We start from the raw sequence: 15,407 nt of genomic DNA on the forward strand, positions 1-15,407 counted from the left end.
GTCACTGTCCGGCGAGCGGGCGCGCGCCGACGCCGCGCGCGGGGCGATCGAGGATCCAGACGTGGTGATCGACCCACTCCCCGTCGACCGGCGTGAGCGTGAGCGTGAACGTCTCGGGCAAGCCCTCGGGGAGGTCGAGCGAGGCCTCGGTCCAGCCGTCGCCCCTCTTGAGCGCGAGGTGGCCGATCTCCCGGCCGTCCGCCGTCGCGCGGATCGTGGCGGCGCGGGGCGCGGCGGTGCGGACCACGAGCCTGCCCTGGCCCTCGCGGGGGGCGTGAAGGCGGGCCGCCTCGCTCCTGCCGCCCGGGATGACGCGCCCCGCGTCGAAGCGATCATGCCCTGATCCGCGCGGATCCGGGAGGACGCTGAAGCCGACGAAGCCGGCCTGAGGCCGCGGGAAGGCGTAGCCGTGCTCCCGCTCGCTCACGAGATCGGCGACGTCGAGCTCGTCGACGACCCGCTCGTCCTCGCGCATCGACGCGGGCGCCTCGCCGTGCGCGAGCGGGCTCCAGTCGGCCTGGTAGATGACCTTCTCCGCGCCGCCGCAGATCACGTTGCCGACGACGGGGATCGCGGCGATCCGCCTGCCGAAGATGGCCGGGAGGTCGCCCCACCAGCCCGGGTAGATGGCCAGCGTGTCGGGGCGGTCGTCGGCGGGGATGCGCTCGATGAGCTCCAGCGAGGCGCCCAGGCCGTGGACGCCCGCGCGGGCGAACGGGAGATCGTGGTAGCCGCCGAGCCCGATGATGTCGAGGCCGGGCCGGTCCGACGCGTAGAGGAGCGCGCCCGCGTCGCCGACGAGGACGCGGCGCACGTCGAGCTGGGCGAGGAGCTTGCCGGCGACGAGGTGCTGATCGCGGATGTTGCGGCTGGCGCGGCCGAAGAACCAGATCTGGTCGCGCATCCTGGGCAGCTGGTGGGCCCAGAAGAGCGCGGCCACGGCGAGGGCGAGCGCGACGCGCGCGCACCAGAGGCCGCGCGCCAGGGCGCCGCCGCGGGCCGCGGCCGCGATGCCGCCGAGGGCCCCGAGCTGCGCTCTGATCCCGGCCGGGGCGCTCTCTGGCCGCTCCTGGCGGCGCTCGCCGCCGTTGGCCCATGCGGCGCGCGCGACGAGCAGCGCGAGCCCCATCGCCGCGAGCACCAGCAGCCAGGCGACCGCGGGCATGGTGTAGCGCTCGTTCTGCCAGCGGACCTGACCGTTCAGGGCCACGAGCGCGAGCCACCCGGCGACCTGGATCCAGAGCAGCGCCGCGGCCCCGCGGGTCCTGCGCGAGGCGAGGGGGATGAGCGCGAGGGCGGGCACGAGCCAGCCCCAGGGGAGGGCGTCCGAGAAGTGGTGGTTGGTGTTGCGGGCGACGACGTACGTCGCGAGGAACTCGTAGGTGTCCCACTTCTCGGAGGACGTCATGTACGGGTTGTTCAGCGCCAGCTTGGCGATGGCGCCGCTCGCCGCCCATTCGCCGGTGAACACGCGGTTGGCGACCGCCTGGGCGAGGCACGCGAGCGCGCCGGGCACCGACGTCCGGAGCAGGGTCGCGATCGCCGCGCGCGCGCCGTGGGCCCGCTTCACGGCGATGGCCGCGTACACGCTCAGCGCCGCCACGCAGACGACCGACTCCGGCCGGGTGGCGTAAAGGAGCGCGCCGGCGAGGCCGGCGGCCCAGCCGAGGTGGGCGAGGCGCTTCGGCGGCGCCGCGGCGCGCGTGTCATCGGCCGTCCGCGTCGTCCGCGTCGCCTGCGCCGTCGGCTCGCGTGGCGCGTCGGCCGCGCGGGCGACCGAGAGCGCGGCGAGGGTGGCGAGCGCCCAGACGCCGAGGTGGAAGGCGTTCTCCATCCCGCTGAACAGCGACCAGTCGAGCGCGCCGATGGAGAGCGCCACGGGCGGCAGCAGGTACTTCGCCCAGCGCCCGACGGGCTCGAGGAGCCGCGCGCCGACGAGCAGGAAGCCGAGCGTCGAGGTGCACGCGACGATCGCCGCCCACTGCATCAGCAGGACGCCGCGGAAGCCGACGAGATAGCCGAGGGCGAGGACGAACGGGTAGCTCAGGCTCGTGTTCCCGCTCGAGAAGCCGTTGCCCTCGGACCACTCGAACGGGTACCCGCGCGCGGTGGCGCGGGCGTAATCGAAGTGGATGAAGACGTCGTCGAGCGGCGCCGACCACATGCCGCCCGTCTGCTGGTGCATCGCGCTGTAGAACGCGACGGCGGCGTAGAGGACACATGCGCCGGCGTAGGCGGCGAACAGGACCGGATCGACGCGCGGCCAGGCCGCGACCAGGCGATCGAGCCAGCCGGGTGGCACCGCCGGACCGGCGCCCCGGGAGGCCGCGGTCTCGGTTCCGTCCGTTCCGTCGTGGGAGGCGCTGCTCGGTCGGGGCGCTGCGCTTCCGGGCGGCGAGGGGGAACCAGGGTCGGCGCTGGACGGTGACACGCGGCTCTTTTACACGACTTTCACGCAGCCTGACCCGAGGAGCCCGCCCGCGAAGGCTGAGGCCGCCAGCTCTGCCCAGCACGTTTGCAAGCGGCTGTTCAGGATTGAAATGGGCAAGCCATTTTACTAACGAAAGTCCCCGAACTCGGAAGGGAAGCTCCTGGCCCGCATCCTGCTCAATCAGCAGTGCAGAGCGCCCGTGACGGTCTCCCCCCCCGCCGTCGAGCGGGCGCTCTTTTTTTTCTCCGTTGCCTCGCTGGTCGGATGGCTGGCGGACGGATCTGCGGGTGTTTCTTGGCAGGCGCTCGCCGTCTGTGCTCGCCGGGGCTCCCGTCGTGCGCCCGTCTGCAGCGATGGCTCGCCGCGGCCCGGGCGACCTGAGCTGTGGCCGTCCGTGTAGGATCCCGTCCACGGACCGCGACACTCGAGGGGGCTCATGCCTGCGCTACCGCCGTTTTCTCGTCTGTTCTTGCTGCAGTTCCTCTGGTGCTTTCTCGCTGCCTGCGCGTCGGGCGCGGTGCCCCCGTCTGCGGTCGAGCGGCCGAAGACGGTGGTCCTCCCCGCTCCCGCGCCGAGCGTTGCTGTAGCGGCCGAGCCGGAGCCGGAGCCGGAGCCGGGCACCGCCGTGCCCGTCACCCGCGCGGATCCGTGGTGGGGCGAGCCGCTCGCGCCGGTCACCCTCGTGGTGTGGGGCGACTATGAGTGCCCCTTCACCTCCCGGCACATGGCGACGCTGGAGCAGCTGAAGCAGGCCTACGGCCCCGAGCGGCTGCGCATCGTCTGGAGGCACTTCCCGCTCGCGTTCCACAAAAATGCGCGCCCGGCGCACCTGGCGGCCCAGACGGTGTTCCGGCTCGGCGGGCCCGAGGCGTTCTGGAAGTTCCATCGGCTCGCGTTCGCCAACCAGCGCTCGCTCGCGCCGGAGTCGTTCGCGTCGTGGGCTGCCGAGGCGGGCGTCGATCGGGCGGCGTTCCGCGCGTCCTTCGAGCAGCAGCAGCACGCGTCGAAGATCGAGCGGGACGTCGAGGCCGGCCAGGCCGCGGGCGTCAGGGGCACCCCAGCCACCTTCGTGAACGGGGTGTTCGTCAGCGGGGCGCGGCCCATCGAGGACTTCCGGACCCTCGTCAACGAGCAGCTCCGGGCGGCCGAGGATCTCCGGCGATCCGGCGTCCCGCAGGAGCGCATCTACGCGGCCCTGTCCGAGCAGAACAAGGCGCGCGCTCCGGCCCCGACGCCGCCCACGGCCCCGGCCCCCGAGGACACGACCGTGTGGAAGGTGCCTGTCGACGGATCGCCGATCCGGGGCAACCCGGGCGCCCTGGTCACGCTGGTCATGTTCTCGGACTTCGAGTGCCCGTTCTGCCGCAGGGCCGCCTCGACCGTCGACGGCCTCGAAACGAAGTACGGCGCTCAGCTGCGCGTCGTCTTCAAGCACAACCCGCTCCCCTTCCACGAGCGGGCCGAGCCCGCCGCGGAGCTCGCGCTGGAGGCCAAGGCGCAGAAGGGCGACGCGGCGTTCTGGAAGGCGTACGAGCTCTTGAAGACCGGGGGTCTCGAGGACGCGGAGCTCGCGGCGCACGCGAAGTCCCTGGGCCTCGACGTGGCCCGCGCGCAGAGGGCCATCGCCGCGCGGCGCCACGCGGCGCGCATCGAGCGCGATCAGCGCCTCGCCGACGACCTCCAGGCGAGGGGGACACCCCATTTCTTCATCAACGGCAGGCGTCTCGCCGGCGCCCAGCCGGCGGAGAAGTTCGAGGCCCTCATCGATGAGCAGATCGCGCAGGCCGCGAAGCTCGTGGCCGCGGGCACGCCGCCCGCGAAGGTCTACGACGCGCTGCAGAAGGAAGCGAGGGCTGGCAACGCGCCCGAGCGGATCCTCGCCCCGGCGCCGACCAAGGACAACCCCGGCAAGGGAGCGAAGCCCGGCGCGAAGGTGACGATCCAGATGTTCGCCGACTTCCAGTGCCCGTTCTGCAAGCGCGTCCAGCCCACGATCGACGAGATCATCGCCGCCTATCCGGGCAAGGTCCGCGTCGTCTTCAGGCACCTGCCGCTCCCCTTCCACAAGCGCGCGCCCCTCGCCGCCGAGGCGTCGATCGAGGCGTTCCGGCAGAAGGGCGACGCCGGCTTCTGGGCGATGGCGCAGCGCCTGTGGGAGGACCCGTCCGAGAACGGGCTCGGCCGCGAGGCGCTCGAGCGCCACGCGGCCGCGATCGGCCTCGACGTGGCGAAGTTCGGCGCCGCGCTCGACTCGGGAGCGCACCGCGCGGCGGTCGAGGCGGACCGGAAGCTCGCCGAGCGCCTGCACATCACTGGCACGCCGTCCTTCGCCATCAACGACTACTTTCTCGCCGGGGCGCAGCCGACAGCGCACTTCAAGCGGCTCGTCGACAGGGCGCTCGGGCCGCACGATCCCCCCACGAAGGAGTCGCTTCACGGCGCGGGCAAGCCCGCGGCCCAGCCGGGAGCAGCGCAGCCGGCGCCGGCCCAGCCGGGAGCAGCGCAGCCGGCGCCGGCCCAGCCCCCTGCGACGGCCGGCCAGATGGGGGCGAAGCACCTCCTCATCATGTATGCGGGGTCACGGCGGGCCCCGGCGCGCGTCGTTCGCACGCGGGACGAGGCGCGCGCGCTCGCCGAGCAGGTGCTCAAGAGAGCGCAGCAGGGGGCGAGGTTCGAGGACCTCGCGGCCCAGTACAGCGACGAGCCGGGGGCGGCGGCGCGCGGCGGCGACCTCGGCACCTTCTCGAAGGGGATGATGGTGCCCGAGTTCGAGCAGGCGGTGGAGAAGGTCGCTGTCGGCGCGCTGAGCGGGGTCGTGGAGACGCCGTTCGGCTTCCACATCATCCTGCGGACCCGATAGCGAGCGTGGGCGGACCCCCTTGCAGGGGTCGAGCTGCGCACGAAGCGAAATGCAGAGTTGCGCATCACGGATCGTCCCCCGGCCTGCATCGGATGTACGCCGGGTATCCCGCTTGCGCGCAGGACGGCGATCGCCTGGAGAAGAGCGGCGCGGGGTAGCCCCACCCATTCACCGCGCGCTCCATGGCGCGCGCGGCTCGACAGCGGGTGACCTCCTGCTCCCGCGGGGATACCCGGCGGCCGTTCAGTGGACGAACGGGTTCGTCCGCGGCGACTCGCGGCGCGGGCGGCGTGATTTCAGGACAGGCCCGATTCTCCTTGCCGGTCCCGGTTGAGAAGATTTCGCGCCATCCTCCAAAGGGGTCCGCGCGCTCCCGTGCGGCCTGCGCGTTGACCCCTCTCGCGCGCGTCGAGTAGAACGATCTTCGCGCCAGAGCGCGCCACCCAGTCAGCGCCCGCGCGGATTGGAACCGCAAACGATGCGTTGGTTCGTCGAGATCTCGTCGTTAGGCCAGAACGCTCCGCCGAGCAGGAAGGTGTGCGTCGAGGCCCCGCAGTGGCAGCCCGCGCTGCAGAAGGCCCGGGCGCTCCGCGGCGATGGGGGCCCGCTCAACAATTTCTCGGTGGATCTGCTGGAGAGCGGCTACCGAGCGATCGATCCGGCGACGCGCGTGCGGTACGTCGTGCAGCGCGCCCCGGACGACGCGGCGCTGACGGACGGGACCGACACGCCGGCGGGCGCCTCTCCGGCCGGGGCGGCTTCTCCAAAGCCGGCCGAGCCCGCGGGGCGTGTCGCAGGGAAGCGCCCGATCGCGCCCACGGTCCCGTTCATCTCGATGGGGACCGCGCTCCTCGTCTCGGAGCCAGCGGGCGCCCAGGCGCAACCGGCGAAAGGCGGGGAGGCGGCGCCGGGGCGGGATGCGCCGCAGGAGCGAGGCGCCGAGCCGGAGCGAGCGCCCGCGGAGCTGCCGCCGTATCAGCTGATCTCACAGCGCGAGGAGAACCCGTCCGAGCGCTCGCCGCTCACGTACAGAGAGTTCGTCTATGCGGTCGCGACCGGCACCCCGCGCGATCTCGTCAGCGCGCTGCTGATCGATCGGCTCGAGCGCGCACGGCAGCGCATCGACGACGCGCGACCGGGCAAGTTCATCCATATCGCCGTGTTCGATCACGTCTTCGACGGCCGGCCTCAGCGCAGCCCCCTCGCGACCCTCGCCTGGAAAGACTGGCGCTCGGCCGAACCCGAGATCCAGTTCCGCCCGCGCACCGGCGGCACCGCACCGCCGCCGGCCATGCCGCCTGCGGACGTGGCGCCGCCGGACGTGGCGCCGCCTGCGGACGTGGCGCCGCCGGCTGCCGCGCCGCCTGTGGACGTGGCGCCGCCGGCCGTTGCGCCGCCTGCGGACGTGGCGCCGCCGGCCGTTGCGCCGCCTGTGGACGTGGCGCCGCCGCCGGCCATGCCGCCTGCGGACGCGGCGCCGCCTGCGGACGTGCCACCGCCGGCCGCCGCGTATTCTGCGGACCTGCCGCGGCCAGCCCTCACGCCGCCGGCCGACGTGGTGCTGCTCGCCGTGCCGGCCGACCAGCAGGGGGCGCCGCCACGTCTCCAGCTCGTCCCGGAGCCGCCCGATGTCGCTGCCCCCACGCCGGCGCCGCCGCGGCGGCGCTCCTCCTTCCCTCCGAAGAACGGGCGCCTCTCCGGCGACGACCTCATCGCCGAGCTGTTCGAGGCGTGCAGCGACCTGCATTTCCTCCAGGACACCCTCGCGGGCGCCGATTTCATCCTCGCGCTCACGCTCGACAAGATCCCGTGCGCCCTCGGCCTCGTGTCGCTGTTCGACATCAACCGGCGCGAGTTCGTGGTCGTCCGGCAGTACGGCGGCAAGAGCGCGCTCCTCGCCAGGCTGTCCGAGCGGGCGCCGCTCCCGCTGGCCGCCATGCGGTCGAGGCGCGCCGTCGTGGTGCCCGACGCGGCCAAGGACGAGCGCGTCATGGACGAGCGGTGGAAGGCGATCGGCGTCGAGCTCCGGAGCGTCATCTGCGCGCCTGTCGAGCTCGCGGGCCGCTACCTCGGCCTCCTCGAGATCGGAAACCCGCTCGATGGCAAGCCGTTCTCCGAGAGCGACGGCAACGCGCTCACCTACATCGGCCAGCAGTTCGCCGAGTTCGTCGGGGCGCGCGGCGTGGTCCTCGAGCCCGGCCTCGTGACCGCGGGGGCGAAGAAGGCCGCCCGCTAGCGGAGCCGAGCGATGGACCTCCTCCCCTCCGCTGGGAAGCGCCATCGCGTCCCGTACTTCGCCCTCGTCCCCGCCATCGTCGTCGCCGTGCTCGTGCTCGGCGGGATCGCCCTGCGCACGACGCTGCAGATCGAGAAGGCGCGGCAGCAGACCGTCTTCGACGCGACGCTCACCCTCGCCGACGAGCGCGTCGACCGGCTCGACAAGCTGATCATCGCCCAGGACAACGTCGTCGCCGCGCACGTCGACGTGGCGAACCTCTCGGTCATCGCGCGGCGGTGGCTCCCCACGGCGGCCCGCGAGACGCCGACCGTGCGCGCCATCCTGGTCCTCGACATGGACAACGAGGCGCACGACGTGCTCGCGTTCGCCTCGCGCGGCGCGTCCGGGCGGGAGGACGACGCCTTCCGCAAGCTCCTGCTCGCCCGCCTCCTGCCGCAGATGAACTTCGCCGGCGACACGACCGAGCTGCGCCACCTCCACCACGTCATCGATCAGCAGAGCCTGCTCGTGAGCTACTGGCAGCGCGAGCACGTGGGGCGCAAGTGCCTCATCGTCGCGTGGCACGAGGTGCCACGCCTGGTCCACGAGGTGATGCCCCGGCTCTTCCGCGACCTCGATCGCGAGAAGAGCCGGATGAACGTCATCGACGAGGAGGGCCGCATCGTGTTCGGCCCGCCCATCATCGGCGGCGAGTTCACCGTCGGGCGCCCCTTCCCGACCACGCTCTACAACTGGCGCCTCCAGATGGCGCTCACCACGGCCGAGGAGCTCGGCGAGAAGGTCGAGCGGCAGCGCCTGATCGAGATCCTGATGGTCGGCTTCTCGGCCCTGGTGGCGCTGGCCGGGCTCGCGATCGTGGTGCTCGCCTCCGTGAACGAGCGGCGGCTCGCGGCGCTGAAGAGCGACTTCGTCGCGAACGTGTCCCACGAGCTCAAGACGCCGCTCTCGCTGGTCCGCATGTTCGGCGAGCTCCTCCTCGGCGGCCGCGTCCCCAACGACGAGAAGCGCCGCCAGTACCTGCAGATCATCGTGAGCGAGAGCGAGCGGCTCACCGCGCTCATCGAGAACGTCCTCGATTTCGCCCGCGTCGAGCGGGGCAAGGCCGCCTACGAGTTCGCGCGCGGGAGCGTCGCCGAGGTGGCGACGCGCGCCGTCGACATGTACCGCTACCGCGCCGAGCGCGAGGAGATGACCGTCGAGCTCACGATCGCCGAGGGGCTGCCCGAGGCGCTGATCGATGCGCGCGCGCTCGAGCTCGCCCTCGTGAACCTGCTCGACAACGCGCTCAAGTACGCGAAGGACGGCGGCCGCGTCGCCGTCGCGGTGGAGGCCGAGGGCGGGGGCGGCGGGCGCCTCGCGGCGCTGACGCGCCAGGCGAGGCAGGTCACCATCCGGGTGAGCGACCGCGGGCCGGGCATCGATCCCGACGAGCAGAAGCACATCTTCGAGCGCTTCGCGCGCGGGCGGCGGGCGAGCGAGCGGCAGGTGCGCGGCAGCGGGATCGGGCTCGCGCTCGTGAAGCACATCGCCGAGAGCCATGGCGGCGCTGTGCGGGTCGAGAGCCCGCTCACCGATGACGGGCGCGGCAGCGCGTTCGTCGTGTCGCTCCCCGCGCTGGAGCACGACCGGGAGGCGCAAGAGCGCGCCGCGAACGCCGAGCCGGTCGTGACCGATCCGGCGCCGGACGCGGGGTCGCCGTGAGGGCGCGCGGGAGCGGCGAGGCGGCGCCCCGGCGGAGGGACGCCGCGGTCAAGGCGGCGCCTCAGCAGCGGACGGACGCCGCGGTCAAGGCGGCGCCTCAGCAGCGGACGGACGCCGCGGTCAAGGCGGCGCCCCGGCGGAGGGACGCCGCGGTCAAGGCGGCGCCCCGGCCGGGCGACGCCGCGCGGGGCGCCGCGGTCAAGGCGGCGCTCGACGGGGTGCGCGCGCGGTGCGCCGTCGAGGAGCGCCGCGCGCGAGACCCGGTCTCCTTCGTCCATCGCTACACGGACCCGGCCGATCAGGAGCTCGTGGCGCTCATCGCCGCGTCGCTCGCCTTCGGCAACGTGAAGGCGCTGCACGCCAAGATCGGCGAGGCGCTCGATCGCCTCGGGCCGGAGATCGCCCTCACCGCCGACGACGCCCGGGCCGTCTCGGCGCGGCTGCGCGGCTTCCGCCACCGGATCTACCGCGATCGCGACCTCGTCGGGCTGATCGTCGGCGCGCGGCGGGTGCAGCGGGCCTCGGGCTCGCTCGGCGCCGCCTTTGCGGCCGAGCTCTCGCGCACCGGCGACCTGCGCCAGGCGCTCGGGGCCTGGGTGCGGGCGATCCGACGCGCCGGCGGCCTCGACCGGCGTCCGGACGACCGCGGAGCCGCGCACATCCTCCCCGATCCCGAGAAGGGCAGCGCCGCCAAGCGGCTCATGCTCCTGCTGCGGTGGATGATCCGCCCTGCGGACGGCGTGGACCTCGGCCTGTGGCCGGTGCCCCCGTCGGCCCTCCTCATCCCGGTCGACACGCACATCGAGAAGCTCGGCTACAACATCGGGCTCACCGATCGCAGGGGCGCCACCTGGAAGACGGCAGAGGAGATCACCGCGGCCCTCCGCGGCTTCGATCCAGCCGACCCGGTCAAGTACGACTTCGCCCTCTGCCACCTCGGCATGCTCCAGCAATGCCCGTCGCGGCGCGATCCGGTCCGCTGCCAGGGATGCGGCGTGAAGCCGGTCTGTCGCCACTGGGACGAGTGAACACGCCCCGCACGGCAGATTTCCGTCCGGAACAGCTACAGCCCCGATCAGTTCGAGAACGTGAAGGCCTTCGAATTTGAATCAGATTGCAACTGTGATTTGCAATCGTGCAACAGTGGCTGGTTGTGTTTGGTGTAAGTGTTTGAAATTCTATCCTGCGTGGGGCGGCACAGAGCCTGCAAAATGACACGCGAGCGCCGTCGCGGAGACCTTCCCCCCCCAGGTCCGCGAGGCGCTTTTTTCATTTTGTCTCCGGCAAGCGCATGAGCGCGGCCGTCCGGCAGACGGTACGGCAAGAAGAGCGCCGCAACCGAGCCCCCCCGAGCTCTGCTGCGGCGTTCTCCTTGCCGTGCCCCCTTTCCCGGGTGCTTACGGGACCCTTGCCAGCTCTCTCCTCGCCCTGGGGTGTTGCGATCCGCATGCCACGTTCCGGGTTGGTAGATCTGGAACCTTTGTGCACGCCTGTGCTGGAGCTCTCGATCTCGCGTCGCGGTAGGCCTGGGCACATGGTCATGTCCCCGCGAGACGCGAATCCCAGGGAAAACGAGCCGTTGCCAACGTGCGTTTCCACCAGGGGCAGTCGCCCCACGCGCTGTCCGGCGCGATGGGGTGGAGTGGCTTCCGGAACGCTGTGTGACTTTTTCACGCGCTGCAGGAGATGATCGTGAAACGTGCTGTTCCCATGGATTCATGATCATCCAGACGAGCGAGCTGGATTGCGGCCTCGACGAGCGACTGGCCTGTGTTCCGTCCATCCTGGTGAAAAAGAATGTCGAGGTTGCCTGCATGCGGAAGCAGCGCCAGCAGGTAGATTGACCGTATGGTCTGGACATTCGGGGCAACGCTCCTGGTGGCGCTGGCGCTCGCGGTGCTGGCGGCGATCGGGCTGTGGGCGCACCTCCTTTACTGGGTCAAGCGGCTGACGCTGCCGCTCGAGTACAGCGTGGAAGAGGTCCTGCGGACCGAGGATGGCGCGCCGATCGAGATCCGCCGCGTCCCGCGCCCGGACGGCGCGGAGGCGCAGCCGGACCTGCCGCCGATCCTGCTGGTCCACGGGCTCGCCGCGAACCACAGAAACCAGGACATCCACCCCGATTACTCGCTCGCTCGCCACCTCGCCACGCTCGGACGCGACGTGTGGTTGCTGACGTTGCGCAGCGGCCGCCTCCTCACCCGCGCCGAGCGCCGCAGCGTCCGGTTCTCCGCCATGGTCCGGTACGATCTTCCCTGCGCCATCGAGGCGATCCTGGAGCGCACAGGCGCCCGTTCGCTGGATTATGTCGGCTTCTCCATGGGGGGCATGCTCCTCTATGCGGCGCTTGGCCGGAGCGTCGCCGGCGATCGGGTCCGCCGCGTCGTCATCGTCGGCTCGCCTGGCCGGCTCACCACGCCGGTGCGCCTCATGCGCTTCCTGCCGGGCCGGCTGCTGCCGGGCGTCCCGCTCCGCCTCATGGCACGCAGCGTCGCGTTCGCCTCGGAGTGGCTGCCGACGCCGATCCATCACGCCGTGGCCAACCCGCGCAACGTGCCTCCCGGCGTCACGCGGCTCGCGCTCGTCAACTGCATCGAAGACATCCCTGCAGCGCTGAACGCCGACTTCGCCGCGTGGATGGCGAGCGACGGGGAGATCCGCGTGGACGGCGAGAGGGTCCTGGACGGCCTCGCCTCGGTCGGGGCGCCGGCCCTGTTCATCGCGGGCAGCGCCGACAGGATAGCCCCCGCCTCGGCGGTGCGCGCGGCGTTCGACGCATGGGGGCGCGATCGCCCGGAGACGCCGAAGCGCTTTCTCGTGCTCGGGCGCGACTTCGGAGCGCGGGAAGATTACGGTCACGGCGATCTGGCCGTCGGCGCCTATACCGGCGTCGATCTCTTCGAGCCCATCGCTCGTTTCCTCGGCCCCGATCTGCAGGCCGAAGACGCGCCGGGGCCCGAGACGGGCGCTGTGGCGCTGGAGGCCATCCAGGCGCGTCAGCCGACATCCGACGAGACCGCTCCGATGCCGGATCTCCCGGCCGCCTGACGCCCGTGGAGGTCGAACGCGCGCGTGTGGAAGTGCGGTGATCGACGATTGCGGAGCGAAAGCGAAGAGGCGTATCCTCGGCGCCGGATCTCTCGGAGCCACGCGGTGGCCGGCCTGTCCGCCGAAGGATGTTCATGAGTCACCCCGGATTGCGCGCCAGATTCGAGCCGTCGTCGATGGCGCTCTGGCTGACGGTCGCGGCGCTTGTCGCCCTTGCCGCCCTTGCCGCGTCCTGCGCGGAGGACTCGGCCGCCGCACCGTGTGATGACGGCCTCACGCCGTGCGGGGGAGCGTGCTTCGACACGCAGGCCGATCCGGACCACTGCGGCGGCTGCGAGGGCGTCTGCGCGAGCGGGACGCGGTGCGAGGCGGGCGTGTGCGTCGGCGGGGGCGGGGGCGGGGCGGGCGGCGAGCTGTGCGCCTCCGGCCTCGTGGCGTGCAGCGGCAGCTGCGTCGACCTCGCCACCGACGCCGCCCATTGCGGGGGCTGCGGCCAGGAATGCGCGGCCGAACAGCGGTGCGAGGGCGGCGCCTGCCGCTGCGCCTCCGGCTTCACCGCGTGCGGCGGCGGCTGCGTGGACGTGAAGAGCGATCCGCTGCATTGCGGGACCTGCGAGGCCCGCTGCCCCCTCCACGAGACGTGCGTGGAGGGGGCATGCGTCTGCGACGAGGGCTTCGCGGTCTGCGGCGGCAGGTGCGTCGATCTGGCCGTCGACCCGGCGCATTGCGGCGCGTGCGGCGCGGCGTGCGCCCCGGGGCTGTTCTGCCGGGAGGGCGCGTGCGCGTGCGCCGCCGGCGACTACGAGGACATCGGCTCGACGGTCCCTCGGCTCCTGATGGGCACCACGGTCGGCGCGGAGACGTATTTCCCGCTCGCCTGCATGGGAGTCGGCTCGACCCAGTTCGTCTACAGGTTCACGGCGGAGGAGGCCGGCAGGTACAAGTTCGACACCGCCGGGTCGAGCTACGACACCGCCATCGGCGTCCTGGACTTCGACGCCTGCGAGGAGCTCGCGTGCAATGACGATCGCGGGGGAGCCGCGACGGGCAGCGCCTCGGTGGCCCTCGAGGAAGGGCAGAGCGTCCTCCTCGTCGTCTCGGGCTACGACGGCGCGCAAGGCGACTTCGCCCTTCACCTCGACCGGATGGCGCCGCCGGCGTGCCCGCTCGACACCCTCGCGACGGCTCTCCCGCTGAGCATCACCGGGGACACCTGGGGGCTCGGCGACGCCGTCTCGACGCGTTGCGGTTCAATCGACACCTCCGACGCGAGCTATAGCTTCACCGCGCCGCGCGCTGGCGGGTACGTCTTCGACACGTCCGGATCCACGTTCGATACCGTCCTCGAGCTGCGCAGGGGGTCCTGCTCCGGGACGGTGATCTCTTGCAACGACAACGACAATGCCATGGGAGCCAAGACGTCGCGCCTCGTCGCGAACCTCGCCGAGGGCCAGACGGTCGTCGCGGTCGTCGACGGCGTCGACGGCGGATCCGGGCCATTCACGCTCAACGTCTCCGAGTACGTGCCGCCTCCATGTCCGGAGCTCACGCTCGACGCCACGTTTCCGCAGACGGTGACGGGCACCACGGCTATCCCGGATCGCGTGAGCGCCGTCCCGTCGCCCTGCACCAGAGACAGCGGCCCCGAGGCCACCTATGCCTTCACCGCGCCGGCGACCGCACTCTACACCTTCGATACCTTCGGCTCCTCCTTCGACACGGTCCTGCACGTCCACAAGGGGACATGCAGCGGCGAGAGCGTCGCGTGCAACGACGACGCCTCTGGCACGCAATCGCAGGTGGAGGTGATGCTCCGCGAGGGAGAGACCATCTCCGTCGTCGTGGACGGCTACGCTCCAGTCGCCTCCGGCGCCTTCCAGCTCAACGTGAGCCAGACCTTCGTCCTCCCTTGCCCGCTGATCGATCTCGGCTCGACGGTGCCTCAGACAGTGACGGGGACCACCGCGGATGTGGCCGACGTCCTGCGCCCGAGCTGCGGCGCCGGCGCCGGCGAGGTGACCTACCGCTTCACCGCGCCCGCGGCCGGCACCTACATCGCCGATACGTTCGGATCGAGCCTCGACACGGTCCTCTCCGTCCTCGACGGCAGCTGCACCGGGGCCGAGCTCGCGTGCAGCGACGACGCGCCGGGAAGCGAGCAGTCGCGGCTGACGCTGGAGCTCGCCGAGGGGCAAACGATCGTCCTCCTCGTGGACGGCAGCGCCGCGGGCGCGTCGGGCGATTTCACGCTCAGCATTGCGCCGTTCTCCGGCGGCGGCACCTGCTCGACGGCGATCGATCTCGGCTCCGTCGTCCCGCAGCTCGTGACAGGGAGCACCGCGGAGCGGCCCGAGTCCGTTCGCCCGGCCTGCGGCTCCTCGTCGAATGCTCCAGACATGATCTACCGCTTCACCGCGCCGGAGGACGGGCTCTACATCTTCGATACGTTCGGATCGAGCTTCGACACGATACTCCAGATCTTGGAGGAGAGCTGTACGGGGACGTCGCTCGGGTGCAACGACAACACGGACGGTCAGCAGTCGCGTGTCGCCCTCCGCCTGGCCGCCAATCAAACCGTCCTCGTCGTCGTCGACGGCCTCGGCACGAGCTCCGGCGACTACGTGCTCCAGGTGGACCGGTTCACCGGCCCGGGGACCTGCGCGACGGCGATCCACCTCGGATCGCCGCTGTCGATCACCAGGACCGGCACCACGCGCGGCCAGCCCGACGCGGTGAGGCCGAAATGCGTGTCCGCGGCGTCCGTGTCCTCTCCGGAGACGGTGTTCACCTACACCGCCCCGATCCGCGGCACCTATGTCATCGACACGATCGGTTCGTCGTTCAACACCGTCCTTCACGTCCACACGCGTGGCTGCGCCGGCACCGAGCTACAATGCAACGACGATCTGACGAGCTCACAAGCGTCGAGGGTACAGATCGAGCTCGCCCCCAACCAGACCATCACCGTGGTCGTCGACGGGTATAATGGAGCGTCCGGCGACTTCACGCTGAAGATCGCCAAGCTCTGAGTCCGCGCTGGAGGTGCCCTGGCCTGCCTGGCGACGGTGTCTGTCGCGTCGAGCCCGCGAGGGCGCCTCTCCGCGGCGCGGCGCGGCGAGCGCGGTCCG

8 protein-coding genes are annotated in these 15,407 nt (G+C 71.9%); 7 read left to right on the plus strand and 1 reads right to left on the minus strand.

Annotated elements, in window-relative coordinates:
• Position 1: 1 nt before the first annotated feature.
• Positions 2-2,302, minus strand: a complete 2,301-nt coding sequence (locus WMF39_RS02845) for a hypothetical protein (RefSeq protein ID WP_437744013.1) — start codon at positions 2,300-2,302, stop codon at positions 2-4.
• Positions 2,303-2,867: 565 nt separating this feature from the next.
• Between WMF39_RS02845 and WMF39_RS02850 the strand changes: the two genes are divergently transcribed.
• The 7 genes from WMF39_RS02850 to WMF39_RS02880 all read left to right on the plus strand — a co-directional run bounded on the left by WMF39_RS02850 (position 2,868) and on the right by WMF39_RS02880 (position 15,308).
• A complete protein-coding gene (locus WMF39_RS02850) occupies positions 2,868-5,291 on the plus strand; it encodes a thioredoxin domain-containing protein (protein ID WP_437744014.1) in 2,424 nt (807 codons plus the stop codon).
• Positions 5,292-5,769: 478 nt separating this feature from the next.
• Positions 5,770-7,527, plus strand: coding sequence for a GAF domain-containing protein (locus WMF39_RS02855; protein ID WP_437744015.1), 1,758 nt, complete (start codon positions 5,770-5,772; stop codon positions 7,525-7,527).
• Positions 7,528-7,539: 12 nt separating this feature from the next.
• Positions 7,540-9,231 carry a sensor histidine kinase gene (locus WMF39_RS02860; RefSeq protein ID WP_437744016.1) on the plus strand — a complete coding sequence of 564 codons (1,692 nt, stop codon included), beginning with the start codon at positions 7,540-7,542 and terminating at the stop codon, positions 9,229-9,231.
• Positions 9,228-10,259, plus strand: a complete 1,032-nt coding sequence (locus WMF39_RS02865; RefSeq protein ID WP_437744017.1) for a TIGR02757 family protein — start codon at positions 9,228-9,230, stop codon at positions 10,257-10,259. Before WMF39_RS02860 ends, WMF39_RS02865 begins: the two co-directional genes overlap by 4 nt.
• Before the next feature lie 690 nt (positions 10,260-10,949).
• Positions 10,950-11,075 (plus strand): hypothetical protein, encoded by a 126-nt coding sequence (locus tag WMF39_RS02870; protein WP_437744018.1) that lies wholly within the window; start codon positions 10,950-10,952, stop codon positions 11,073-11,075.
• Between the two features lie 4 nt (positions 11,076-11,079).
• On the plus strand, positions 11,080-12,279 hold the full coding sequence (locus WMF39_RS02875; protein ID WP_437744019.1) for an alpha/beta fold hydrolase: 1,200 nt from the start codon (positions 11,080-11,082) through the stop codon (positions 12,277-12,279).
• Between the two features lie 134 nt (positions 12,280-12,413).
• Positions 12,414-15,308 carry an MXAN_6577-like cysteine-rich protein gene (locus WMF39_RS02880; RefSeq protein ID WP_437744020.1) on the plus strand — a complete coding sequence of 965 codons (2,895 nt, stop codon included), beginning with the start codon at positions 12,414-12,416 and terminating at the stop codon, positions 15,306-15,308.
• Positions 15,309-15,407 lie beyond the last annotated feature (99 nt).

This window comes from Sorangium sp. So ce1504 (genome assembly GCF_051521635.1).
GTDB lineage: Bacteria > Myxococcota_A > Polyangia > Polyangiales > Polyangiaceae > Sorangium > Sorangium cellulosum_B.